The following is a 22078-nucleotide window of genomic DNA, read 5'->3' as shown; positions in this document are numbered from 1 at the left end:
TCAGAACAACGTTCTTTAGATTGTTCTGACCCTAGATGGGATCTGATTATTTGTCGAGTTCGCTCGCCAGTGCGGGAAGGGCCTCGAACAGGTCCGCGACAAGACCGTAATCGGCAACCGAGAAGATCGGTGCTTCTTCGTCCTTGTTGATCGCAACAATGACCTTACTGTCCTTCATGCCGGCAAGGTGCTGTATCGCACCTGAAATGCCTACCGCAATGTATAGCTGCGGTGCAACAACTTTGCCGGTCTGGCCGACCTGCCAGTCGTTCGGGGCGTATCCCGCATCGACGGCGGCGCGCGAAGCACCAATGGCAGCGCCGAGTTTATCGGCAATCGGTTCGATCAGGTGGAAGTTCTCGCCCGAGCCCATGCCGCGACCGCCAGAGATGACAACACTGGCTGCGGTCAGTTCCGGACGTTCCGACTCGGTCAGTTCCTGACTGACAAAAGCGGATTTTCCGGCATCTTTCGCAGTTGCGATATCTTCGATCGATGCAGAACCGCCTTCGGCCGCGACCGGATCAAAGCCCGTGGTACGGACGGTGATCAGTTTCAGGCTGTCTGACGACTGAACGGTTGCCATCGCGTTACCGGCATAGATCGGACGGACGAAGGTATCGGCACTTTCGACATCGGTGATGTCGGAAATCTGCGCGACGTCTTTCAATGCTGCAACGCGGGGCATGAAGTTTTTGCCCGTGGTCGAAGCGGCCACCAGAACGTGGCTGTAATCACCGGCCAGTTCATTGACGAGACCGGCGAGGTTTTCAGCCAGGAAATGGCCATAGGCCGCGTTATCGGCAACCAGAACCTTGGAAACGCCCGCCACCTTTGCGGCCGCATCGGCGACCGCACGGCAGTTTTCGCCAGCGACCAGAATGGTGATGTCGCCACCGATTTTCTGTGCGGCGGCAACGGTGTTAAGCGTTGCGCCCTTCAGTTCGGTATTGTCGTGTTCGGCAATAACAAGAATGCTCATTTGATCGGCCCCCGCTTAAATCACTTTGGCTTCGTTGCGAAGCTTGTCGACAAGCTCGGCGACGCTGGCAACTTTTACACCTGCCTGACGTGCCGGCGGTTCCGTCACTTTCAGGGTTTTCAGGCGCGGCGCGGTGTCGACACCAAGATCAGCCGGGCTTAGCGTATCAAGCGGCTTTTTCTTGGCTTTCATGATGTTGGGAAGCGACGCATAGCGCGGCTCGTTCAGGCGAAGGTCGGTGGTGACGATGGCCGGAAGATCGATCTTGATGGTTTCAAGGCCACCATCGACTTCGCGGGTGACGTCAAGCTTGCCATCGGCAACGGCGACCTTGGACGCGAACGTGCCCTGCGGCCAATCCAGAAGGGCGGCCAGCATCTGACCGGTCTGGTTGGCGTCGTCATCAATTGCCTGTTTGCCGAGGATCACGAGATCCGGGCTTTCCTTGGCAACGACTTCCTTGAGAAGTTTGGCAACGGCAAGCGGTTGCAGTTCGTCGTCGGTTTCGACCAGAATGCCGCGATCGGCACCCATGGCAAGGGCGGTACGCAGTGTTTCCTGACACTGTTTCACACCCAGCGATACAGCGACCACTTCGGTCGCGGTGCCGGCTTCCTTGAGGCGGACGGCCTCTTCAACGGCGATTTCGTCAAACGGGTTCATGGACATTTTGACGTTGTTCAATTCAACGCCAGACTGGTCCTGTTTGACACGGATCTTGACGTTGTAATCCACAACGCGCTTAACGGCGACAAGAACCTTCATGACAGACCTGTTCGTTTTTGTTGTCGAAGCTATGGGCTTGTTGCGTTCTGCCGGGGCAGTCCGCAGTGGGGCCCGATGTTACTGTTTTCCCCGCGATGCACAATAGGGGGTGCTACGGGGCTTGTCAATTTACGTAAAGAGGTTAACGTTAACGACAACTTCTTTACTGAAATTCTGAAGTCTCGGGCTGCCTTGATACGCAACCGAACCCTGAAAAGACAGGGGTTTGTTCGAATATTTGCCTAGCGGGTCAGGCCGGGTTGCCACAGGATATCGTCCTTGCCGCCATTATTGGCATGGCGGGCCAGAACGAACATATGGTCCGACAGGCGGTTGATGTAACGCACCGCTTCGGGGTTGATCGCCTCGATTCCCGAGAGCTCCACAATCAGTCGTTCCGCGCGGCGCGATACGGTGCGCGCGACATGAAGCTGTGCCGAAAGGGCGCTGCCACCGGGCAGGACAAACGATTTCAGCGGATCAAGACCGGCATTGATCGCATCGATTTCGCTTTCCAGCCGCTCGGTCTGCGTGGGCGTAATGCGAAGGGCCGGGCGTTCCGGGTTATCGTCGCTGCCATCACCGGGCGTGCACAGATCGGCACCAAGATCAAAAAGGTCGTTCTGGATGCGGGCGAGCATATCATCGACATCACCACTCGCATGCAGGCGGGCAACGCCGATCACCGCATTGGTTTCGTCCACCGTGCCATAGGCCGCAACGCGAATATCGTTTTTGGCAACGCGGGTGCCATTGCCAAGGGCGGTTTTACCCTTGTCGCCGGATTTGGTGTAGATGCGGGTCAGTTGAACCATCGTGAATTCCGTTGTCCTGATGCGTGACTTTCGGGGTGGATCATCGGCGGGCCTATTTGCCCAGCGCCATGAAGGACAGGATGACCAGAAGCAGTAGGGCAATCCCCTGTACCAGCACGCGAAGCTGCATCAGCTTGTTGGATTTCCTGGCATCCTTGCCGCGTGCCATGGTGATGATGCCAAGCACCAGAATAACCGCGACCGCGGCCATCGCGATCAGAACGCCAATCTGTAAAAATCCAGCCATACCGGACTACTCCTTTGTGCCGCCCTTGCGGATGTGATGTGCCGGGCGGGGCGACATGCTGCGTCAAACTGCGGGCGGGGGCAAGGTCGCAGATCGAAAAATCTTTGCGATTTCCGATGGCTGGTTCTTATTGCTGGCCCGATGGCGTGAAATCACGCCGGTCAATCCGAAGTTTTTTGATCCGCGATGCCAGTGTTGTCGGCTTTACATTCAAAAGGGCCGCCGCGCCATCGGGGCCGAAAATCCGGCCGCGTGTGGCTTCAAGGGCGCGGATGATATTGTCATATTCGTGTTTGCGCCGGTCATCTTCGGTCAGGATTGCCGATTGGGGGCTTGCCTGATCACGCGCTGGGTTGGCATTGCCATGATCTGTTTCGCGGCGGTTGGGTTCGGGCAGGTCAAAATTCAGTTTGCCGTCGCGGGCCAGAATGGCGGCGCGTTCGATGATGTTTTCAAGTTCGCGCGCATTGCCCGGCCAGTCATATTTCATCAGGCTTCTGACCTGCCCGTTGGTCAGGGTCAGTTGCGGAATGTTCAGCCGCTGGCAGATATTGCGCAGGAAATGTGTCGCCAGGGGCGGGATATCGTCAGGCCGTTCGCGAAGGGGCCGGCATTTGATGGGGAACACATTGAGGCGGAAATACAGATCTTCGCGGAAGCGGCCGAGCCGGACTTCTTCCTTGAGATCGCGGTTGGTGGCGGCCAGTAACCTTACATTGACCTCGCGGGTGCGTTCCTCGCCGATGCGTTCGAATTTCTGATCCTGCAGAACGCGCAAAAGCTTGCCCTGCAGTTCCAGCGGGATTTCACCGACCTCGTCCAGAAATAGCGTTCCGCCATCGGCCAGTTCAAACCGGCCAACCCGGTCGCGCACGGCCCCGGTAAAGGCACCGCGGACATGGCCGAAAAACTCGCTTTCGAACAGTTCATGGGGGATGGCGGCACAGTTCACGCGCACCAGAACACGGTCGCGCCGGTGGCTTGCCTGATGGATGGCGCGCGCAATCAGTTCCTTGCCGGTGCCCGATTCCCCGGTGATCAGGACGTTGGCATCGGTCGGGGCGACCAGATCAATCTGTTTGAGCGCACTATTGATCGCCTCGGACTGGCCGATGATTTCGTGGTGGTTGTTGGTCGAGAGGATTTCTTCCTGAAGATAGGCGTTTTCAAGTTCCAGCCTTTCGCGCAGGCGGTCGACCTCGGCAAGCGCCGCATGCAGCTTTTCCTCGGCAATTTTACGTTCGGTGATATCGCGAAACACGATCACAGCCCCGATCACCAGCCCATGATCGCGGATCGGGGTGGAGGTATATTCAACCCGGATCGGTTTGCCGTCGCTGCGCCAGAAAACCTCGTCATCAACGCGCCGAACGATGCCTTCGCGGAAGGCATTGTAAATCGGGCAATGTTCGGCGTGGTAGGGATCGCCATTGATATGCGAATGGTGGATGATCGAATGGATTTCCTTGCCCACCAGTTCCTCGGCCGTCCAGCCAAGCATCCGTTCGGCAGCCGGATTGACGAAGGTGGTGATGCCGTCGCTGTTGACCCCGTAAATGCCTTCGCCCGCCGCCCCCAGTATCAACTGGTTTTCGCGTTCGATTTCACGGAAAAACCGTTCGGCCCGCCGCCATTCGGCAATGCCTTCGCGCAGGTAATTATCGGCCTCGGCATCGACGTCGCGGCGGTGGCGGGCATCAAGGTCACACAGGATGATGATCAGGTAATCCTCGCCCTCCCAGTGCAGGGCGCGGGCCTCGTGTTCAAGCTGGATTTCGGTGCCATCGGAATGCATCAGGTTAAGGCCCCGCGTCCAGGCAAAGCCGTGATAAAGGGCGGCCTGGCTGAACACCACAAGGCTTGGAACCTGTCCCTTGTGCAGGCTGCTCATGGCGGTGGATTTCAGATCGGAAATGCTGCGGCCCAGCAAATTCGCCGCCGCCTGATTGGCAAACACGATGCGATCACTTTGCGGATGCACCAGCAATGTCGGATGAATATGCGATGCAAGCGCCTGTTGATACAGGGCATCCGAAACCGTTGGGGGTGGCGGGTTTGCAATCTGATCCATCGTGATTGGCCTACGATATTTCGTAAATATGGTTACGAAATATCGTAAATTACGAAATTTCGTATGACCCGAGATTGCGCCTGTTTCGGGCCAAAGTCCAGTCTTTCCCTAGAGTTTTTCGCGCCGCACAAATCTGGCACGCCGGTTGCTGTTATCACCCCGAATATCGGTGTCGCCTGACGGGCGGCGTAAACAAAACAGGGGGTGACCACATGTCTATCAAAAGTCTGGGCGATCCATTCAGTGGCGAAAGCGATCTGCGGCATAGCAAATCGTGCGGCTGCGAGGCTTGCGCAACCGGTAAACATCACCATGCCGGTCATGACCATCACGAAGACACATACGATCTGGCATCGATGCCCGCCCATAGCGATATGGCTGTGGATGGCGTTGCTTCGTCGTCTGGCAAGCTTGCCAGCAGCGAGGAAATGCTGGATCGCGCGATTGAAAGTGCGGTGGTCCGCTCTGTCTTCGGGCATAACGAGATTTCACGTCGTTCCTTTGCCAAAATGGTTGGCAGCGGCACGATGATGGCGGCACTGGCGTCCGTCCTGCCGCTGGATAAGGTCAAGGCGGCGATCCTTGATGATCTGGGCACGCCGGAAAAGACCAAGCTTAATATCGGCTTTGTTCCGATCACCTGCGCCACCCCGATCATCATGGCCCAGCCGATGGGCTTTTATGAGAAATACGGCCTTGATGTCGATGTGATCAAAACCGCGGGCTGGGCGGTCGCACGCGACAAGTCATTGAACAATGAATATGACGCGTCGCATATGCTCACCCCGATGCCGCTTGCCATCACCATGGGGGCGGGTTCGACCGCGACCCCGTTCCTGATGCCGGCAGTTGAAAACATCAACGGGCAGGCGATTGTCCTGCATAACGACCATCTTGATAAACGCGATCCGAAACAGTGGAAGGGCTTCAAGTTCGGTGTGCCGTTCGAATATTCGATGCACAACTTCCTGCTGCGTTACTACGTCGCCGAACATGGCCTTGACCCGGATAAAGACATCCAGATCCGTGTCGTTCCGCCGCCCGAAATGGTCGCCAACCTGCGTGCCGGTAACCTTGATGGTTATCTGTCGCCTGATCCGTTCAACCAGCGTGCCGTCTGGGAAAAAATCGGCTTCATCCACACCCTGACCAAGGATATCTGGGAAGGTCATCCGTGCTGTGCATTTGCCTGTTCCAAGGCATTTGCCGATGAAATGCCCAATACCTATGGCGCGCTTCTGAAATCGATTGTCGATGCGACGCAATACGCATCCAAGCCGGAGAACCGCAAGGAAATTTCGGCAGCAATCGCGCCGACCAACTATCTGAACCAGCCGGTGCCGGTCATCGAACAGGTCCTGACCGGGCGGTATGCCGATGGTCTGGGCGAGGTCAAAAACGTGCCGGATCGCATCGATTTCGATCCGTTCCCATGGCATTCGATGGGTGTATGGATTCTGACGCAGATGAAGCGCTGGGGCTATATCGACGGCGATGTCGATTACAAGAAAATCGCCGAAGAAGTCTATGTCGCGGCCGATTGCGCCAAGATCATGAAAGACCTTGGTTACGAAGCACCAGACAGCACCTATCAGAAATACACGATCATGGGCAAAGAGTTCGATCCCGATCAGCCCGAGGCCTATGTCAACAGCTTCCCGATTGGCAAAGGGGTAAGCTGATATGATCGCATCCCTGAATGCCAGGGCGCTGCTGTTGTCTGCTGTTTTGCTGGCGGTTCTTCTTGGAATATGGGAGGCCGCCAGCCCCCAGCAGAAACTGGGCAGTGAACTGACGGAATATGAAATCCTGATGGGCGGGGCAGAGCCAAAGGCCGCCGTGCCGCCGCCATCTGCGGTGTTCGTCAAGGCGTGGGAAGAACTTTCCAACCCTTTCTATGATGCCGGTCCCAACGACAAGGGGATTGGCATTCAGATCGGTTATTCGCTTTATCGCGTGCTGTCGGGCTATTTCCTGGCCGCCGCAATTGCCATTCCGGCCGGGTTCCTGATTGGCATGTCGCCATTGATGTATCGCGCGCTTGATCCGTTCATCCAGATCCTTCGCCCGATTTCGCCATTGGCGTGGATGCCGCTTGCGCTGTTTGTCATTCAGGACAGCCAGGCATCGGCGATTTTCGTGATCTTTATCTGTTCGATCTGGCCGATGCTGATCAATACGGCCTTTGGCGTTGCCGGTGTGCGCAAGGATTGGGTCAATGTCGCGCGTACCCATGAACTTGGCACGCTTAAAACCGCGTGGATCGTCATCCTGCCGGCGGCGGCACCGACCATCCTGACGGGGATGCGTATTTCCATCGGGATTGCGTGGCTGGTGATTGTGGCCGCCGAGATGCTCGTGGGCGGTACCGGCATTGGCTATTACGTCTGGAACGAATGGAACAATCTGGATCTGACCAGTGTGATCTTTTCGATCCTGATGATCGGCCTTGTCGGCATGCTTCTTGATACGGCGTTCGCCTATTGCGCCCGTCTTGTGCAGTACCAGGAATAAGGAAAAGCACCATGCCAACACCCTTCCTGAGCGTACAGGGGCTAAGCAAGCGGTTCCCCGGCCCCAAGGGCTCCGATCCGTTAACCGTATTTGAAAATGTCAATCTTGGCATCGAAAAGGGCGAATTTGTCTGCATCATCGGTCATTCGGGCTGCGGCAAATCGACGATCCTTAATATCCTTGCCGGGCTGGACGAGCCGACCGACGGGGCGGTGATCATGAATGGCAAGGAAGTATCGGGGCCAAGTCTTGATCGCGGTATCGTGTTTCAGAACTATTCCCTGTTGCCGTGGTTGTCCGCGCTTAAAAACGTGACCTTTGCCGTGCAGGCGCGCCATCGCAACTGGACCAAGAAGCAGGTCCATGATCATTCGGTCAAATATCTGGAAATGGTGGGGCTTACCGGCGGGGCGGAGCTTCGCAAACCATCGCAGTTATCAGGTGGCATGCGGCAGCGCGTTTCGATTGCACGGGCCTTTGCCATTCAGCCGGAACTGCTGTTGCTGGATGAACCGTTTGGGGCACTTGATGCCCTGACACGGGGCAGCATTCAGGATGAGCTGATCCGTATCTGGGCCGGGTCGGATCAGACCGTTTTCATGATCACCCATGATGTGGACGAGGCGATCCTGCTTGCCGACCGTATCCTTCTGATGACCAACGGCCCCTATGCGCGGGTCGCGGAATCGGTACAGGTCGATATCGAACGCCCGCGCGTTCGCGCCGATATCATCCATCATCCCGACTATTACGACATTCGCAACCATCTGGTCGAATTCCTTGCCAAACGGTCCCGCGAACTGGCCGGGAAGCGCGACGAGGATGGCGTTTCCGAACCGAACGTCATCCGTTTTGGCCTGAACGGGCCGGTTGCCAATAAATCCAACAAAGGTGCCGGGGAAACACCTGCGCGTGCGCGGGTGGTTAATGGTGCCGACTAATCCGTAACGACACAGACAGTGAAGTGGAGAAAAGCTGTGAAAAAAGCAGATGTGAAAGAACTGATCATTACGTCCAAAAAAGCCAAGGGTCTTGGCTGGGAAGAAATCGCCAGCAAGATCGGCATGTCTCCGGTCTGGACCACCTCGGTCTGTCTTGGCATGAATTCCGCGCCCAAGGAAAAGGCCGATATGCTGGTGGCCCTGCTGGAGCTTCCGGCGGAGGCATCCGCCGTGTTGCAGGAATGCCCGATGAAAATCTGGGAACAGGCGGTGCCGACCGATCCAGCCGTGTACCGCATTTATGAAATCATGGGCGTTTACGGCGAAACGATCAAAGAAATCATCCATGAGAAGTTCGGCGACGGCATCATGAGCGCGATTGATTACGAAATGTATATCGAACGCAAGGCCGATCCGAAGGGGGACCGCGTTGTCGTGACCCTTGATGGCAAATTCCTGCCTTATCGTGCCTGGTAAGATAATATCGCACGCGGTTAAGGCAATCCCATATCGGCAGCGGATGAATATTGATCCGTATGTCGCAGTCCAGTCAGGCCGATCTGCATGCGCGGGTTGGCCTGATCTGTTGTTGCCGCAGGACTGAAACAGGGCGGGAAACAGTCAATTGCCAATTTCGCGCTGGCGGGAAGGCCGTCTTATCCTACATCTTGGGGATATCACGTTGGATAAGGGTTGATGGTCTGGCGCAATGTGCGATCCCATCAACCGCCATGACCCTCATCAGGAAGGATAACAATCAGATGGCTGATCTGTCCGCATTTGACATCACCAAACGCTGGCCTGCCAAGAACCCCGATATCCTGCAGCTTTATTCCCTGCCGACACCGAACGGGGTCAAGGTTTCGATCATGCTGGAAGAAACCGGCATCGATTACGAGCCGCATTTCATTGATATCGGCAAGGACGAAACCTGGACGCCGGAATTCCTGTCGCTGAACCCGAATGGCAAAATCCCGGCCATCATTGACCCGAACGGGCCGGATGGGAAGCCGGTTGGCCTGTTTGAATCGGGCGCAATTCTTTTGTATCTGGCGGAAAAAACCGGAAAATTCCTGCCATCTGATCCGATTGCCCGGATCGAAACCATCCAGTGGGTGTTTTTCCAGATGGCGGCAATTGGCCCGATGTTTGGCCAGCTTGGTTTCTTCCACAAATTTGCCGGTCGCGAGTATGAGGATAAACGCCCACGGGATCGGTACGTTGGGGAATCCAAACGTTTGCTTGGTGTTCTCGAAACGCGTCTTGCCGGGCGTGACTGGATCATGGGTGATGAATATACCATTGCCGATATCGCCACCCTTGGCTGGGTGCGCAACCTGGTCGGTTTCTATGATGCCGGGGCACTGGTGGATTATGACAGCCTGAAAAACGTTCCGGCATGGCTTGAACGCGGGCTTGCGCGACCGGCGGTCAAGCGTGGTCTGGAAATTCCGGCGCGTCCTTAAAGTACGGGGGCGCGTCCTTGATCCTGCCCACCGGATGAAAAATCTGACCACATGGTCAGAAATGCTTTTCATCCGGTCGGGCTGGGATTAACACATGGGGGTAATCCAGTATTCGTCCCACGTTTCAAGCGAGCCCACCCATGACCACCTCGACCACCAGCCGCATCAAGGATCCGGCACTTGCTGCCAATATCACCGATGAAACCCTTGCCTGGCGCGAGGTGATCTGCCCGGTGACCGCCAAATACGGCAATTACGTTGCCAAACGCGATCTGCGTGACAAAACCATCGTCAGTTTCCAGCACGTTCTTGAAGACACCATTCCGACCCTGCTGCCGTTTGTCAAAGCGGGTGCCACGGTCAAGGTGGGGGCGTGCAACCCCGATAGCACCGATGATGTTGCCGCGGCCTATCTGGCGGCGAACGGGGTCGAGGTCCATGCCTTTTCCGGCATGACGCCCGATGAATATGCCAAAAGCATCGATATCCTGTCTGATAGCCCGGCCGATATCGTGGCCGACATGGGTGGGGAGCTGATCGAGGCGTTTGTGAAAAAGGGCCATAAGGTTGATGGTGCGCTTGAAGCGACCACGACGGGCGTTCACCGGGTTGAAAAGCTTGATTTTACCTTCCCGGTGTTTAACTGGAACGATATCGCGATCAAGGACCGCCTGCATAACCGCCATCACGTGGCACAGGAAATGTGGCCGGTCTTTTCCAATGTCACCGGTCTGGCGCTTTATGGGCGTTCGGTTCTGGTGATCGGTTTTGGCCCGGTCGGGCGCGGCGTTGCCGAACGGGCGCGCAATCTGGGTGCGGTGGTATCGGTTGCCGAACGCGATCCGGTTCGCGCCCTTGAGGCCCAGCATCACGGCTGCCGGGTTGTGGCGCTTGAAGACGGGCTTCGGGAATGTGCGATTGTCGTTACCGCCACCGGTTTTTCCGGCATCCTTGGCGCGGATCAGATCAAGCTGGCGCGGCGTGGTGCCATTCTGGTCAATGTCGGGCATTCCAATACCGAAATTGACGTCAAATGGCTTGATACGCAGCAACGCACCCGTATGCGCCGCTATATCGAGCGTTTCACGCTTGATAGTGGCAAGGAAGTTTACCTTCTGAACCGTGGCAGTCTGCTTAACCTGGCACCGGGCATGGGGGGATCGGGCAAGGATCTGTTTGATCCGTTTTCCGCCATTCTGATTCGCGGGATCGACTGGCTGGCGTCGGGTGGTGCATCGTCGTTCAAGCCGGGGTTCTATGATTACCCGGCGGATGTTGAACGCGAAATCGCCGAGGCGGTTTTACGGTCGCATAGCTGACGGGACGGAAGATGCAACAGGGCGGGGATATCGATTTCCCGCCTTTTTGTATCAGAACCGGTATTTTGATACGGTTTGATACAAGTTAATGCCCCATCTGGCATAATATGGTGAAGTTTTTCTGGTTAAGTTCATTCCGCTGTCGGGGTGTTCCCGACTGCGGGGTAGCATTCGGGACCACGACCATGAAAAACATATCCTTCATTTATGTCGGTTTCCTTTCTGTGATTACGCTGCTTTGGCTGGCGGCCAATCCGGGCCTGTTCGAGGTTGCCGAATTCATTCAGCTTCGAAATTTCATGGTCCAGTATTTTGGCACCCTGTCGATTGCTATCATGAGCCTGATCATGATCCTGGCGACACGTCCGGTATGGCTTGAAGATTATACCGGCGGGCTCGACAAGACCTATCGGCTGCACAAATGGCTTGGCATTACGGTTCTGGTGACATCCGTGATCCACTGGCTTTGGTCGAATGGCCCGAAATGGGCATCGGCCCTTGGCCTGATTGAAGGCGGTCGGCGCAGGTCGCATGGGGATCAGACCGGATTTTCCCAGTTACAGGGCTTCTTTGCCGGTCAGCGCGGCTTTGCCGAGGGGATTGGCGAATGGGCGTTCTATGTTGCCGCGGCCCTGATGATCATTGCCCTGATCAAATGGTTTCCCTATCGCTGGTTTGCCAAAACACACACCTTTATCGCTGCGGCGTATCTGGTGCTGGTGGTGCATGCGATGTTCCTGTTTGAATTTGGCAACTGGATCAGCCCGATTGGCATTGTGACGGCTGTGCTTCTAATCGCGGGCACGATATCGGCATGTATTGTCCTTGCCGGGCGGGTCGGCCGTAACCGGCAGGTCGCCGGAAAGATCGTCAATCTGGTGCGTCTGCCTGATATCGATACCGTGCAGATCACCATCATGCCCGAGGCGGGCTGGAAGGGGCACAAGGCAGGGCAGTTTGCCTGCGTTGCCTTTGGGGATGACGAACGCCCGCATCCCTTTACTATCTCCTCGCACTGGAACCCGGAATTCCCGCAGATCACCCTGCTGGTGAAGGCACTGGGCGATTATACGGAAACATTGCCAGACAATTTGCGCGTCGGGGCTGACGTCCGGCTTGAGGGGCCCTATGGCCGGTTCACCTTTGGGTATGGCAATGATCGTCAGGTCTGGATTGCCGGTGGCATCGGTTTGACCCCGTTCCTTGCAAAACTTGAAGAACTCGCGCTGAAACCGGCTGCGGGCAAACAGAAGATCGATTTCTATCAGGTCGCCCCGAGCGAGGATGCGACCCTGATGGACCGTATCAGGCAACTGGCGCACAAGGCCGGTGTTACGCTGCATGTCTGGCGCGACGATGTGGATGGTCTTTTGAAAGCGGACCGGGTTCGAGCCGATATCCCCGACTGGCATGCCGCCAGTTTCTGGTTCTGCGGGCCGCAGCCGTTTGCCGCAGCATTGAAACGCGATCTGGTCCGTGAGGGATTGCCCGCCAAATCATTCCATACCGAACTGTTCGAATTTCGCTAGGTCAGAATGCGAAAGGGGCAGGTCTTGTGATCTGCCCCTTTTTTTCAATCTGCGATCTGGCTGGCAGCCCGATCTGATCAGGCGCGATATCCGATGCGCAGATTGCCCCATTGTTCGCCATTCACGACAATCGGGATGTCGCATTCCTTCATGAACACGACTTCCGATCCCATGTCGCGGAAATAGGTCTGCAACAGTTTGGGTTTGGTGTTGCGCGCGGCCATCAGGCCGGCCCGGTCGTCAAAGATGCGCCGGTTGCGGCAATTGCCCATGTTCCATGCCGGTTCACCGGGGCGCTGTGGCTGGCTGTAGACCTTGTTATGGGTCGGCAGGAAGCCGTTGATATCCACCCCGGCGGCAAACACGATATGTTTGTCCTTTTGCAGGATTTCTTCCTGTAACGGGGTGAAATGCCGGTCGGTAAAGGGGATATAGGGCGTCATGAACTGTATCGGATCAGAGCCTTCAATCGGTTCGTAGCGGGGACGGAATAGATCATCTTTGCTGATCTCGCCGCTGCGGATACCGTTTTCCAGTGTCTTTGCCAGTTGGGCCGCCAATGGTGCGCCCAGTTCGGCGATCTTGTTGTCGTGATCGCGGGTTTTTTGCAAAAGCCCCATGATCGTGCGGTTGGCGTCTTCGTCCAGTTCGGTGAATTGGACATGCGATCCCAGACCTGAAACCGCTTTTAAAATGCCATGCAAACGTGTGCTGCCATCAAGCAGGATCGAAACCGGTTTGCCGTTGTCCTGATCGCTGGCCTTGATGCGCGCCAGAAGACCTGCCACCGACATATCGGCGGAAACACCCTTGCGTTTGTCGCCATTGCCGAAATCCATTTCGATATCAACGGCAATCGGAACGCGTTCCTGATTGCGGCGGTTGCTGCTGTCACTGGTGCGCAGAACAACGCGGAACCGGTTTTCCATTTCGTTGATATCCTTGCGGATATTCGATGCGAGAATGCGCAGGTTTTCCGATGTCTTGCTGGCGTTGTGTGATCTTTCGCTGGCCAGTGCGATGTCGCTGGAAATGCCCTGCATGTGGGTGGACACTTCCTGCGCGCTGGTTGAAATCTCGCTGATGGCGGCGGTTTGCTGCTGGACGGAGGAGGCGATGTCCGATGACAACTGGCTGACTTCGTCAATCGCGCCACCGATGCCTTCTATTGCGCCGACGGCGTCGGAGGTTGCGTCCTGAATGGCGGTGATCTGGGCGTTGATGTCGGAAATGGCTTTTTCGGTTTGGGATGCGAGGTTTTTCACCTCGTTGGCAACAACCGCAAAGCCCTTGCCGGCATCGCCCGCGCGGGCGGCTTCGATGGTGGCATTCAGCGCCAGCATCTTGGTCTGATCGGAAATGCGTTTGACGATATCGACAACCTTGCCGATCTCGCTTGCGGTGTCTGACAGGCTGTTCATCGTGACCGATGTTTCCTGCGCACGGGTCACGGCCTGACTGGCGATGTCGTTGGTTTTGTGGATGCGATCGGCGATTTCCTCGCTCGATGCCTGCAATTCCTCGGTCGCGGAGGCGACGGTGGAGACATTGTTGCTGGCAATGGCGGTGGTTGACGTGATCCGTTCAACCAGTTCCGACAGATCATGCGCATCGGACGCCATGGTTTGGGCGACGTCATTGGTGCGGCCGGCCTGAAAGCCGACTTCGGCGATGATGTTATCGGTTTCGCGTTCGATGATTTCCGACATCGACTGGATTTCCGATGCGGATCGTTCCTGTGCCGACCGGCGTTCGGCCCGGGCCATCAGGCAGCCCATATCGCCCATCAGCATCGAACGGCAGGCATCCAGAACGCCCGGATCGCGTCGCCCGCGTCCCTCGGATGCGACCAGTCGGGCAAAATTTTCGACCGTGTTGTGGTAGGCCTGTACGATGCGGCTGGCCGGGATACCGGCAACGGTATCGGCCAGAATGTGATCGGCAAAGCAGGCATCGAAATCCGATCCGCTACTGGCGGCCATCAATGTGCGCAGGCGTTTTGCCAGTGCGCTGACATGGGCCTTCGGATCGTTCTGATTGCTGCTGCTTTGGCCTGTGCCAAACAGCTCGGCCAGAAGGCTTTCGGCGAGCTTGTCGGCATGTTTGTCAAAGATCTCGCGCGCGGCATTTGCACGCGTAAAAATTGTATTTTCCGGTGATGCAGACGCGTGATTCATGAAACGTCTCTCCCTGTTTCCCCATCGGCATATCATGCCGCGCAGGCTTCGATTTTTCGATTTTTTACCTGCTGATTGGGGTGATGTTACCACCGCAAGGTAGATATAAAGATATCATACTTTAGGTTGATATAAGAAAGAGGCCCGTCAAGGGTGACGGGCCAAGTTTGCCCAGGTTTTTCACCGGGGCCACGGTTCGCTGGAGAGAGACAACATCAGGGGGGGCAATCGTTGGTTATCGGCTCAGAAGACCGCGGGTCACGACCTGTGCCTGAATTTCGGCGGCTCCTTCGAATATGTTGAGGATGCGGGCATCGCACAGAACCCGGCTGATCTGGTATTCAAGCGCGTAGCCATTGCCGCCATGGATCTGAAGCGCGTTATCGGCGTTTGACCATGCAACCCGTGCCCCCAGAAGCTTTGCCATGCCCGCCTCGATATCGCAGCGGATATCCTGATCTTTTTCGATGGCGGAAAAATAGGTCAACTGGCGCGCGATCATGGTTTCAACCACCATCCAGGCGATTTTGCCGTAAACCCGCGGGAAGCTGTAAAGCGGATTTGAAAACTGGATGCGGTCCTGTGCATAGCGCATGCCGATTTCAAGCGCGTTCTGGGCGACGCCAACGGCACGGGCGGCGGTCTGGATGCGGGCGGATTCAAAGGTTGCCATCAGTTGTTTGAAGCCCTGGCCTTCATCGCCACCCAGAAGGTTTTCAGCGGGGACTTCGAAGCCGTCAAACGACAGTTCGTATTCCTTCATGCCGCGATAGCCAAGCACCTCGATCTCGCCGCCTGTCATGCCCTTGGCCGGGAAGGGATCATTTTCCGTGCCGCGCGGCTTTTCGGCCAGCAGCATGGATAGCCCGCGATATCCGGTTTCATCGGGGTTGGTGCGCGCCAGAAGCGTCATCAGGTCGGATCGGGCGGCATGGGTGATCCATGTTTTGTTGCCGGTGACCTTATAGGTATCGCCATCCTTGATCGCGCGCGTGCGCAGATGCGCCAGATCCGATCCGTTATTGGGTTCGGTAAAGACCGCGGTTGGCAGGATTTCACCCGATGCCAGTTTCGGCAGATAGTGTTCTTTCTGCGCATCCGTGCCACCAAGGCGGATCAGTTCGGCGGCAATTTCCGACCTTGTGCCAAGCGAGCCGACCCCGATATAGCCGCGCGAGAGTTCTTCTGTCACGACGCACATTGCGGTTTTGCCCATGCCAAGTCCGCCGAATTCTTCGGGGATAGTCAGGCCGAAAACGCCCAGTTCGGACATTTCGTTGATAATTTCAATCGGGATCAGTTCGTCGCGTTCGTGCCAGCCATGGGCATGCGGGCTGACCTTTTCATCGACAAAGCGCCGGAACTGGTCCCGGACCATATCAAGGGTTTCGTCTTCGAGCCCGGTTTCACCAAAGCGCCCGGTATCAAGGCTGTCCTTGATCTGATCGGCAATGGCGCGCCGGGTGGCGTCGCTGTTGCCCGAACCGGTCAGGGTTGCAACCGCGCGGCTATCGCCAAGGGCAGCAATCACATCGCCCGGGACGCCAAGGGTTGAAAGACGGATGAACTCGCCCTGCGACATCGCAATGCCGCCCTGGATCTGTGCCAGATATTCGCCAAACGCCGCCTGAAGGATCAATTGTTCAAGCGTTCCGAACTTTCCCTGTGTCGTAAGCCGATCCGCCCATGCCTTCATCTGCTTTAGGGCGGTGACATAGGTTGAAAACCATGCAAAGCCGTGGGCGGCATACTGGTTTTCATCCAGTGCGCGAGCATCGATTTTGCCATCCACCGTCACGATTTCGCGCATCGCGGTTTCGGCGGCCTGATGCACCGGGGCAAGGGCCGCCAGTGCATCATCGCAAAGCCGGGTCAGTTCGGGCAGCAGGGCTTTATCACTCATCGGTCTGATCCTCGGGTTCGGTCCATCTGGTGCATGAAGCAGACTATCATTGTTGTCCTGCCGGTTCGGCAAGGATTGAAAAGTGGCAGCCCCGATGCGGATCGGGCGAGAACGCATCAGGGCCACCAACGGTCAGTCGACGCTTTATGTGGGCTTAGGCGTCGACTGCTTCTTCAAGGGTTCGCATGCCCGGGCGTTTGGCCTGAACCAGAACGGCCATGTTTCCGGGTTTGTGTTCGTTGCGCATCATTTTCATATGTGCGCGCGGAATATCGTCCCAGCCAAGTACTTCGGACATGCTGGGATCAATGCGCCGTTCAATCACAAGCTTGTTGGCCTGGGCCGCCTGTTTCAGGTTGGCGAAATGGCTGCCCTGAATGCGTTTCTGGCGCATCCAGACAAAGCGCGCATCGAATGTCAGGTTAAAGCCCGTCGTCCCGGCACAGAACACGACCATACCGCCGCGTTTGACCACGTTGCACGATACGGGGAAGGTCTGTTCGCCCGGATGTTCAAAGACGATATCAACGTCATTGCCCTTGCCGGTGATGTCCCAGATCGCCTTGCCGAATTTGCGGACTTCTTTCATATAGTCGCCAAATTCCGGGCCGTTCACCGTTGGCAACTGGCCCCAGCAATTGAAATCCTTGCGATTGATCACGGCCTTGGCGCCAAGGCCCAGCACGAAGTCGCGTTTGCTTTCATCGGAAATCACGCCAATCGCATTGGCACCGGCGGTGGTGATCAGCTGGATCGCCATCGATCCAAGGCCGCCCGAGGCCCCCCACACCAGAACATTGTGACCGGGGCGCAGGATATGCGGGCGATGGCCAAACAGCATGCGGTATGCAGTGGCAAGGGTCAGCGTGTAGCACGCACTTTCTTCCCAGGTCAGGTGTTTGGGGCGTGGCATGAGCTGCTGCGCCTGAACACAGGTGAATTGGGCGAATGATCCGTCCGGTGTCTCGTAACCCCAGATGCGCTGGGTCGGGGACAGCATCGGGTCACCGCCGTTGCATTCCTCGTCATCGCCGTCATCCTGATTGCAGTGAATGACGACCTCGTCACCGACTTTCCAGCGCGTGACCTTTGACCCGACCGCCCAGACAATGCCCGACGCATCCGACCCCGCGATATGATAGGGCAGGTCATGCACGTCAAAGACCGAGATCGGCTTGCCGAGCGACGCCCACACACCATTATAGTTCACACCCGCCGCCATCACGAGGACGAGGACCTCGTGACTGTCGGGCTGGATGACCGGCAGGACTTCGCATTGCATCGCGGTATCGGGTTCGCCATGGCGTTCGCGGCGAATGGCCCAGCCATACATATTCTTTGGCACATGGCCCAATGGTGGAATCTCGCCGATTTCATACAGGTCTTTTTCTTCATGACCACCACGGAACGGCAGAACTTCAGCAGTCGTATTCATGGCCTTCACTCCTTGTTCGGGGTCGATCCGGGATGCGCTGTAAAAGGACGGTAATAAAATTATCCTGTGTTGCGCTGCGGTCGACGAATCCTCCAAGCCACGGATTTTGTGATGTTTTCCCTGAAATGCACCTGTTTCCCTAGGTTTATGGTTGGGGTTCCCGAAGTGCTTTCTTAGTTTTCGCTTTTATCGCGTTGCACAAATTGTTATATAATTATCCAAGTGATGTCTAGTAGGTAATTTAATAACGTTTTCTTGTAATAAAAATAAAGATTTTGGGTAATAAAGATACGTGAGGTCGCCATGTCGATGGAAAATCAACGCAGTGCAGCAAAGTCGGAACGCGATCGCCCGTGGTTGATCCGTACCTATGCTGGGCACAGTTCGGCCAGCGCATCGAACGCGTTGTACCGTCAGAATCTGGCAAAGGGGCAGACGGGACTGTCGGTCGCGTTCGATCTGCCGACCCAGACCGGTTACGATTCGGACCATGTTCTGGCGCGCGGCGAGGTCGGCAAGGTCGGCGTGCCGGTATCGCATCTGGGCGACATGATGACCCTGTTTGACGGTATTCCGCTTGATCAGATGAACACATCCATGACGATCAACGCGCCGGCGGCATGGTTGCTGTCGTTATATATTGCCGTTGCCGAAAAACAGGGAACGCCGCGCGACAGCCTGCAGGGCACGACCCAGAACGACATCATCAAGGAATATCTGTCACGCGGGACCTATATCTTTCCGCCCGCACCCAGCCTGAAACTGATCACCGATGTTGCAGCCTTTACCTATCGCGAGGTGCCGAAATGGAACCCGATGAATGTGTGCTCGTACCATTTGCAGGAAGCCGGGGCGACTGCCGAGCAGGAACTGGCCTATGCGCTGGCGACCGCGATTGCCGTGCTTGATGCGGTCAAGGCATCCGGTCAGGTGCCCGAAGAGGATTTTGCCAAGGTTGTCGGGCGCATTTCATTTTTTGTGAATGCCGGCATCCGGTTTGTGACCGAGATTTGCAAGATGCGGGCATTTTGCGAATTATGGGATGAAATCACGCGGGATCGTTATGGCATTTCCGATGAAAAATATCGCCGGTTCCGCTATGGCGTGCAGGTTAATTCGCTTGGCCTGACCGAACAGCAACCCGAAAACAATGTGTATCGCATCCTGATCGAAATGCTGGCGGTGGTACTGTCAAAAAATGCGCGCGCGCGTGCCGTGCAGCTTCCGGCGTGGAACGAGGCCCTTGGCCTGCCGCGCCCATGGGATCAGCAATGGTCGCTGCGCCTGCAACAGATCATGGCCTATGAAACCGACCTTCTGGAATATGATGACCTGTTTGACGGCAACCCGGCGATTGAACGCAAGGTCGGATTGCTTAAGGACGGTGCACGCGAAGAACTGGCGAAAATCGATGCCATGGGCGGGGCGATTGCCGCAGTCGATCTTGGTTACATGAAACAGGAACTGGTGCGATCCAACGCGCGCCGTCTGGCCGATATCGAAACCGGGCTGACCAAGGTGATCGGTGTGAATGCCTATACCGAAACCGAAGCATCGCCCCTGACATCGGGTGAAAAATCGATCCTGACGGTCGATGACATGGCCGAACAGGAACAGATCGAAAAACTGAAAGAATGGCGATCTGGCCGGGATCAGGCGGCTGTTGCCAGAAGCCTTGCCGATCTTGAAGCCGCCGCCCGCGAAGACCGCAACATCATGGAAAGTTCGATTGCGTGCGCCCATGCCGGGGTTACAACCGGGGAGTGGTCCGAAACGCTGCGTCAGGTGTTTGGTGAATATCGCGCCCCGACCGGCATCACATCGATGATCGTGACCGGCGATGAAGAAGACATCAAAAAACTGCGCAGTCGCGTGGATGAAGTTTCCGAAAAGCTTGGCGAACGGATGAAGATGCTGGTCGGCAAGCCGGGGCTGGATGGTCATTCCAACGGGGCGGAACAGATCGCGGTCAAGGCAGGCGATGCCGGGATCGACGTGCTTTATGATGGCATTCGCTGGACGCCCGATGAACTGGTGCGCAATGCCATCGACGAAGGCGCGCATGTGATCGGGCTTTCGATCCTGTCAGGGTCGCATGTGCCGCTGGTGCGCGAAGTGGTGAATGGATTGCGCGCACACGGGGCGGGGCATATTCCCGTTGTTGTTGGCGGCATCATCCCGGATGCGGATATGCTTGTCCTGCGTCAGATGGGGGTGTCGGCGGTCTATACGCCCAAGGATTACCAACTGGTCCGGGTGATTTCCGAAATTGTCGATCTGGTGGATCGCAAATCAACCGAACATCCGGCCCCGCGCAAGGTTGAGGGCAAGCCGGAAGGGGCCGGAACCGCGATCTATTGATTGTGGCGGTTGATTGCGGTGGCGGCCGGTTTCTTGCCTTGGCTAATCATGTTGTGCTGATCAGGCTTGGCCAGGTTGCCATGGCGGCGTCGGCAACGGCGATCAGTTCGTCGCGCGTTGCGCCATCGCGTGCCTGGATCGACATGCCGTACTGCACCGTCGTGTAATAGTTCGCCATATTGTCGATATTCGCAGCGGGCGGGATCAGGCCGTCATGCTGTGCCCTGGCATAGAGGTTTTTCAGGTTGCCAACGGTGAGGCGGCGTAGGTCACGCAGGGCCCGATTGACGTTTGCATGATTGGAGTCCGCCTGTGGCGCGGCAAGCACCACCATGCATCCATGCGGCGTGTCATCCTGCGTATACAGGTGTGCCGTTGTCATCAGGACATGCCGGGTTGCGTCCTTTGGATGTTCGAAGCGTTCCAAATCCCCCCAAAGTCTTGCGCCATACTGGCTGTTGTAACGCCTGATGACTTCTTCAAACAGCGCTTCCTTATCGCCAAAGGCGGCATACAGGCTTGGCGGTTTCATGTTCATTGCCGTCGTCAGGTCCGAGATGGAGGTGCTTTCATATCCCTTGGTCCAGAAGACCTCCATCGCCTGTTCCAATGCAGTATCCCGGTCAAAGGTTCGGGGGCGTCCACGTCCAGCCATTTAGAAAAACCTCGGGTTCGATGAATTATGTAGTGATCGATAAATAAATCGCTTGACGGATGATTGCAAGGGGCGCATTTATTTTTGTAGTGAACATTACATAATTATTGGAGTTTCCAGAAATGACCCAACTTAATGGTAAAGCAGCATTGGTAACCGGGGGCAGCCGGGGCATTGGTGCTGCGATTGCAAAACGTCTGGCCCGCGATGGGGCTGCGGTTGCGATTACTTATGGCAATGCGGCAGACAAGGCCGCCGAAGTTGTTGCCGAGATCAAGGCATCGGGGGGCAAGGCCCTTGCGATCAAGGCGGATAACAGCGATCCCGCGGCGGTGCAGGCCGCAATCGAGGAAGTGGCAAAAACGTTCGGCAAGATTGATATTCTGGTGAACAATGCCGGGATTCTAAGCGGTGGTTCGATCGAGGACGAAACACTTGAATCGTTTGATCGTATTGTTGGCGTCAATATCCGCGGCGTGTTTGTCGCGGTTCAGGCAGCCGTGAAACATATGCCCGATGGCGGGCGCATCATCACGACGGGCAGCAGCCTTGCAAACAAGGTGCCGTTCCCCGGTATCAGCCTTTATTCCATGACCAAATCAGCCCTGATCGGTTTCACCCGTGGGGTTGCCCGTGATCTGGGGCCACGTGGCATTACGGTCAATTTGCTGCATCCGGGCCCGACCAATACCGACATGAACCCGGAAAATGGCGAGAACGGCGACACGATGCGCAGCTTTATGGCGATCAAGCAATTCAGCCGTTCCGAAGATACGGCCGGTCTGGTTTCGTGGCTGGCAAGTGACGAGGGACGCACGGTTACCGGTGCGGAATTCACCGTCGATAGCGGTGTGAATGCCTGATTGAACGGGTGTTTTCCGTAATCTGAACGATGATC

At 56.5% G+C, this 22078-nt stretch carries 18 protein-coding genes; 9 read left to right on the top strand and 9 right to left on the bottom strand.

The window, feature by feature from the left end:
• Positions 1-46 precede the first annotated feature (46 nt).
• From TH468_RS15275 to TH468_RS15255, 5 genes are all read right to left on the bottom strand, one after another.
• On the bottom strand, positions 47-982 hold the full coding sequence (locus TH468_RS15275; protein WP_062948426.1) for an electron transfer flavoprotein subunit alpha/FixB family protein: 936 nt from the start codon (positions 980-982) through the stop codon (positions 47-49).
• 15 nt (positions 983-997) lie between these two features.
• Entirely contained in the window at positions 998-1747 is a 750-nt protein-coding gene (locus tag TH468_RS15270) for an electron transfer flavoprotein subunit beta/FixA family protein (RefSeq protein ID WP_037987118.1), read from the bottom strand.
• Positions 1748-1989: 242 nt separating this feature from the next.
• Positions 1990-2562 (bottom strand): cob(I)yrinic acid a,c-diamide adenosyltransferase, encoded by a 573-nt coding sequence (locus TH468_RS15265; protein WP_085645491.1) that lies wholly within the window; start codon positions 2560-2562, stop codon positions 1990-1992.
• A gap of 52 nt (positions 2563-2614) precedes the next feature.
• Entirely contained in the window at positions 2615-2809 is a 195-nt protein-coding gene (locus tag TH468_RS15260) for a twin transmembrane helix small protein (RefSeq protein ID WP_062961271.1), read from the bottom strand.
• Positions 2810-2936: 127 nt separating this feature from the next.
• On the bottom strand, positions 2937-4880 hold the full coding sequence (locus tag TH468_RS15255; RefSeq protein WP_085645490.1) for a sigma 54-interacting transcriptional regulator: 1944 nt from the start codon (positions 4878-4880) through the stop codon (positions 2937-2939).
• Positions 4881-5092: 212 nt separating this feature from the next.
• Here TH468_RS15255 and TH468_RS15250 point away from each other — a divergent pair, with 212 nt between their 5' ends.
• From TH468_RS15250 to TH468_RS15220, 7 genes are all read left to right on the top strand, one after another.
• A complete protein-coding gene (locus tag TH468_RS15250; protein ID WP_085645489.1) occupies positions 5093-6562 on the top strand; it encodes a CmpA/NrtA family ABC transporter substrate-binding protein in 1470 nt (489 codons plus the stop codon).
• 1 nt (position 6563) lies between these two features.
• A complete protein-coding gene (ntrB, locus tag TH468_RS15245; protein ID WP_007092352.1) occupies positions 6564-7394 on the top strand; it encodes a nitrate ABC transporter permease in 831 nt (276 codons plus the stop codon).
• Between the two features lie 11 nt (positions 7395-7405).
• Positions 7406-8335: an ABC transporter ATP-binding protein gene (locus tag TH468_RS15240; protein WP_085645488.1), complete on the top strand. Its 930-nt coding sequence runs from the start codon at positions 7406-7408 to the stop codon at positions 8333-8335.
• A gap of 36 nt (positions 8336-8371) precedes the next feature.
• Positions 8372-8812 carry a cyanase gene (cynS, locus tag TH468_RS15235; protein WP_007092354.1) on the top strand — a complete coding sequence of 147 codons (441 nt, stop codon included), beginning with the start codon at positions 8372-8374 and terminating at the stop codon, positions 8810-8812.
• 284 nt (positions 8813-9096) lie between these two features.
• Positions 9097-9801, top strand: a complete 705-nt coding sequence (locus TH468_RS15230) for a glutathione S-transferase N-terminal domain-containing protein (RefSeq protein ID WP_062948414.1) — start codon at positions 9097-9099, stop codon at positions 9799-9801.
• Between the two features lie 140 nt (positions 9802-9941).
• Positions 9942-11120, top strand: a complete 1179-nt coding sequence (locus tag TH468_RS15225; protein WP_085645487.1) for an adenosylhomocysteinase — start codon at positions 9942-9944, stop codon at positions 11118-11120.
• A gap of 185 nt (positions 11121-11305) precedes the next feature.
• Positions 11306-12649 carry a ferric reductase-like transmembrane domain-containing protein gene (locus TH468_RS15220; RefSeq protein WP_085645486.1) on the top strand — a complete coding sequence of 448 codons (1344 nt, stop codon included), beginning with the start codon at positions 11306-11308 and terminating at the stop codon, positions 12647-12649.
• A gap of 77 nt (positions 12650-12726) precedes the next feature.
• Here the strand turns inward: TH468_RS15220 and TH468_RS15215 are convergent, their stop codons facing one another.
• From TH468_RS15215 to ccrA, 3 genes are all read right to left on the bottom strand, one after another.
• A complete protein-coding gene (locus TH468_RS15215) occupies positions 12727-14826 on the bottom strand; it encodes a methyl-accepting chemotaxis protein (protein WP_085645485.1) in 2100 nt (699 codons plus the stop codon).
• A gap of 235 nt (positions 14827-15061) precedes the next feature.
• Complete coding sequence (locus tag TH468_RS15210; protein ID WP_085645483.1) at positions 15062-16729, bottom strand: acyl-CoA dehydrogenase family protein; 1668 nt, start codon at positions 16727-16729, stop codon at positions 15062-15064.
• Positions 16730-16883: 154 nt separating this feature from the next.
• Entirely contained in the window at positions 16884-18164 is a 1281-nt protein-coding gene (gene ccrA / locus TH468_RS15205; RefSeq protein ID WP_062948406.1) for a crotonyl-CoA carboxylase/reductase, read from the bottom strand.
• A gap of 303 nt (positions 18165-18467) precedes the next feature.
• Here ccrA and TH468_RS15200 point away from each other — a divergent pair, with 303 nt between their 5' ends.
• Positions 18468-20525 carry a protein meaA gene (locus TH468_RS15200; protein WP_085645481.1) on the top strand — a complete coding sequence of 686 codons (2058 nt, stop codon included), beginning with the start codon at positions 18468-18470 and terminating at the stop codon, positions 20523-20525.
• Positions 20526-20571: 46 nt separating this feature from the next.
• On the opposite strand, the gene TH468_RS15195 is transcribed toward TH468_RS15200, so the two are convergent.
• On the bottom strand, positions 20572-21180 hold the full coding sequence (locus TH468_RS15195) for a TetR/AcrR family transcriptional regulator (protein WP_085645479.1): 609 nt from the start codon (positions 21178-21180) through the stop codon (positions 20572-20574).
• A gap of 122 nt (positions 21181-21302) precedes the next feature.
• On the opposite strand from TH468_RS15195, the gene TH468_RS15190 reads away from it, so the two are divergent.
• Entirely contained in the window at positions 21303-22043 is a 741-nt protein-coding gene (locus TH468_RS15190; protein ID WP_085645478.1) for an SDR family NAD(P)-dependent oxidoreductase, read from the top strand.
• The last annotated feature ends 35 nt before the right edge of the window (positions 22044-22078 follow it).

This window comes from Thalassospira sp. MCCC 1A03138 (genome assembly GCF_002115785.1).
Classification (GTDB): domain Bacteria; phylum Pseudomonadota; class Alphaproteobacteria; order Rhodospirillales; family Thalassospiraceae; genus Thalassospira.
The sequence above is the reverse complement of the archived record's forward strand: the minus strand, read 5'-3'. Positions and strand labels throughout refer to the sequence as shown.

What these genes read in the sequence shown, in the direction of transcription:
- TH468_RS15275 (WP_062948426.1), bottom strand. Translation starts at nt 982, where the DNA reads ATGAGCATTCTTGTTATTGCCGAACACGACAATACCGAACTGAAGGGC.
- TH468_RS15270 (WP_037987118.1), bottom strand. Translation starts at nt 1,747, where the DNA reads ATGAAGGTTCTTGTCGCCGTTAAGCGCGTTGTGGATTACAACGTCAAG.
- TH468_RS15265 (WP_085645491.1), bottom strand. Translation starts at nt 2,562, where the DNA reads ATGGTTCAACTGACCCGCATCTACACCAAATCCGGCGACAAGGGTAAA.
- TH468_RS15260 (WP_062961271.1), bottom strand. Translation starts at nt 2,809, where the DNA reads ATGGCTGGATTTTTACAGATTGGCGTTCTGATCGCGATGGCCGCGGTC.
- TH468_RS15255 (WP_085645490.1), bottom strand. Translation starts at nt 4,880, where the DNA reads ATGGATCAGATTGCAAACCCGCCACCCCCAACGGTTTCGGATGCCCTG.
- TH468_RS15250 (WP_085645489.1), top strand. Translation starts at nt 5,093, where the DNA reads ATGTCTATCAAAAGTCTGGGCGATCCATTCAGTGGCGAAAGCGATCTG.
- ntrB (WP_007092352.1), top strand. Translation starts at nt 6,564, where the DNA reads ATGATCGCATCCCTGAATGCCAGGGCGCTGCTGTTGTCTGCTGTTTTG.
- TH468_RS15240 (WP_085645488.1), top strand. Translation starts at nt 7,406, where the DNA reads ATGCCAACACCCTTCCTGAGCGTACAGGGGCTAAGCAAGCGGTTCCCC.
- TH468_RS15230 (WP_062948414.1), top strand. Translation starts at nt 9,097, where the DNA reads ATGGCTGATCTGTCCGCATTTGACATCACCAAACGCTGGCCTGCCAAG.
- TH468_RS15225 (WP_085645487.1), top strand. Translation starts at nt 9,942, where the DNA reads ATGACCACCTCGACCACCAGCCGCATCAAGGATCCGGCACTTGCTGCC.
- TH468_RS15220 (WP_085645486.1), top strand. Translation starts at nt 11,306, where the DNA reads ATGAAAAACATATCCTTCATTTATGTCGGTTTCCTTTCTGTGATTACG.
- TH468_RS15215 (WP_085645485.1), bottom strand. Translation starts at nt 14,826, where the DNA reads ATGAATCACGCGTCTGCATCACCGGAAAATACAATTTTTACGCGTGCA.
- TH468_RS15210 (WP_085645483.1), bottom strand. Translation starts at nt 16,729, where the DNA reads ATGAGTGATAAAGCCCTGCTGCCCGAACTGACCCGGCTTTGCGATGAT.
- ccrA (WP_062948406.1), bottom strand. Translation starts at nt 18,164, where the DNA reads ATGAATACGACTGCTGAAGTTCTGCCGTTCCGTGGTGGTCATGAAGAA.
- TH468_RS15200 (WP_085645481.1), top strand. Translation starts at nt 18,468, where the DNA reads ATGTCGATGGAAAATCAACGCAGTGCAGCAAAGTCGGAACGCGATCGC.
- TH468_RS15195 (WP_085645479.1), bottom strand. Translation starts at nt 21,180, where the DNA reads ATGGCTGGACGTGGACGCCCCCGAACCTTTGACCGGGATACTGCATTG.
- TH468_RS15190 (WP_085645478.1), top strand. Translation starts at nt 21,303, where the DNA reads ATGACCCAACTTAATGGTAAAGCAGCATTGGTAACCGGGGGCAGCCGG.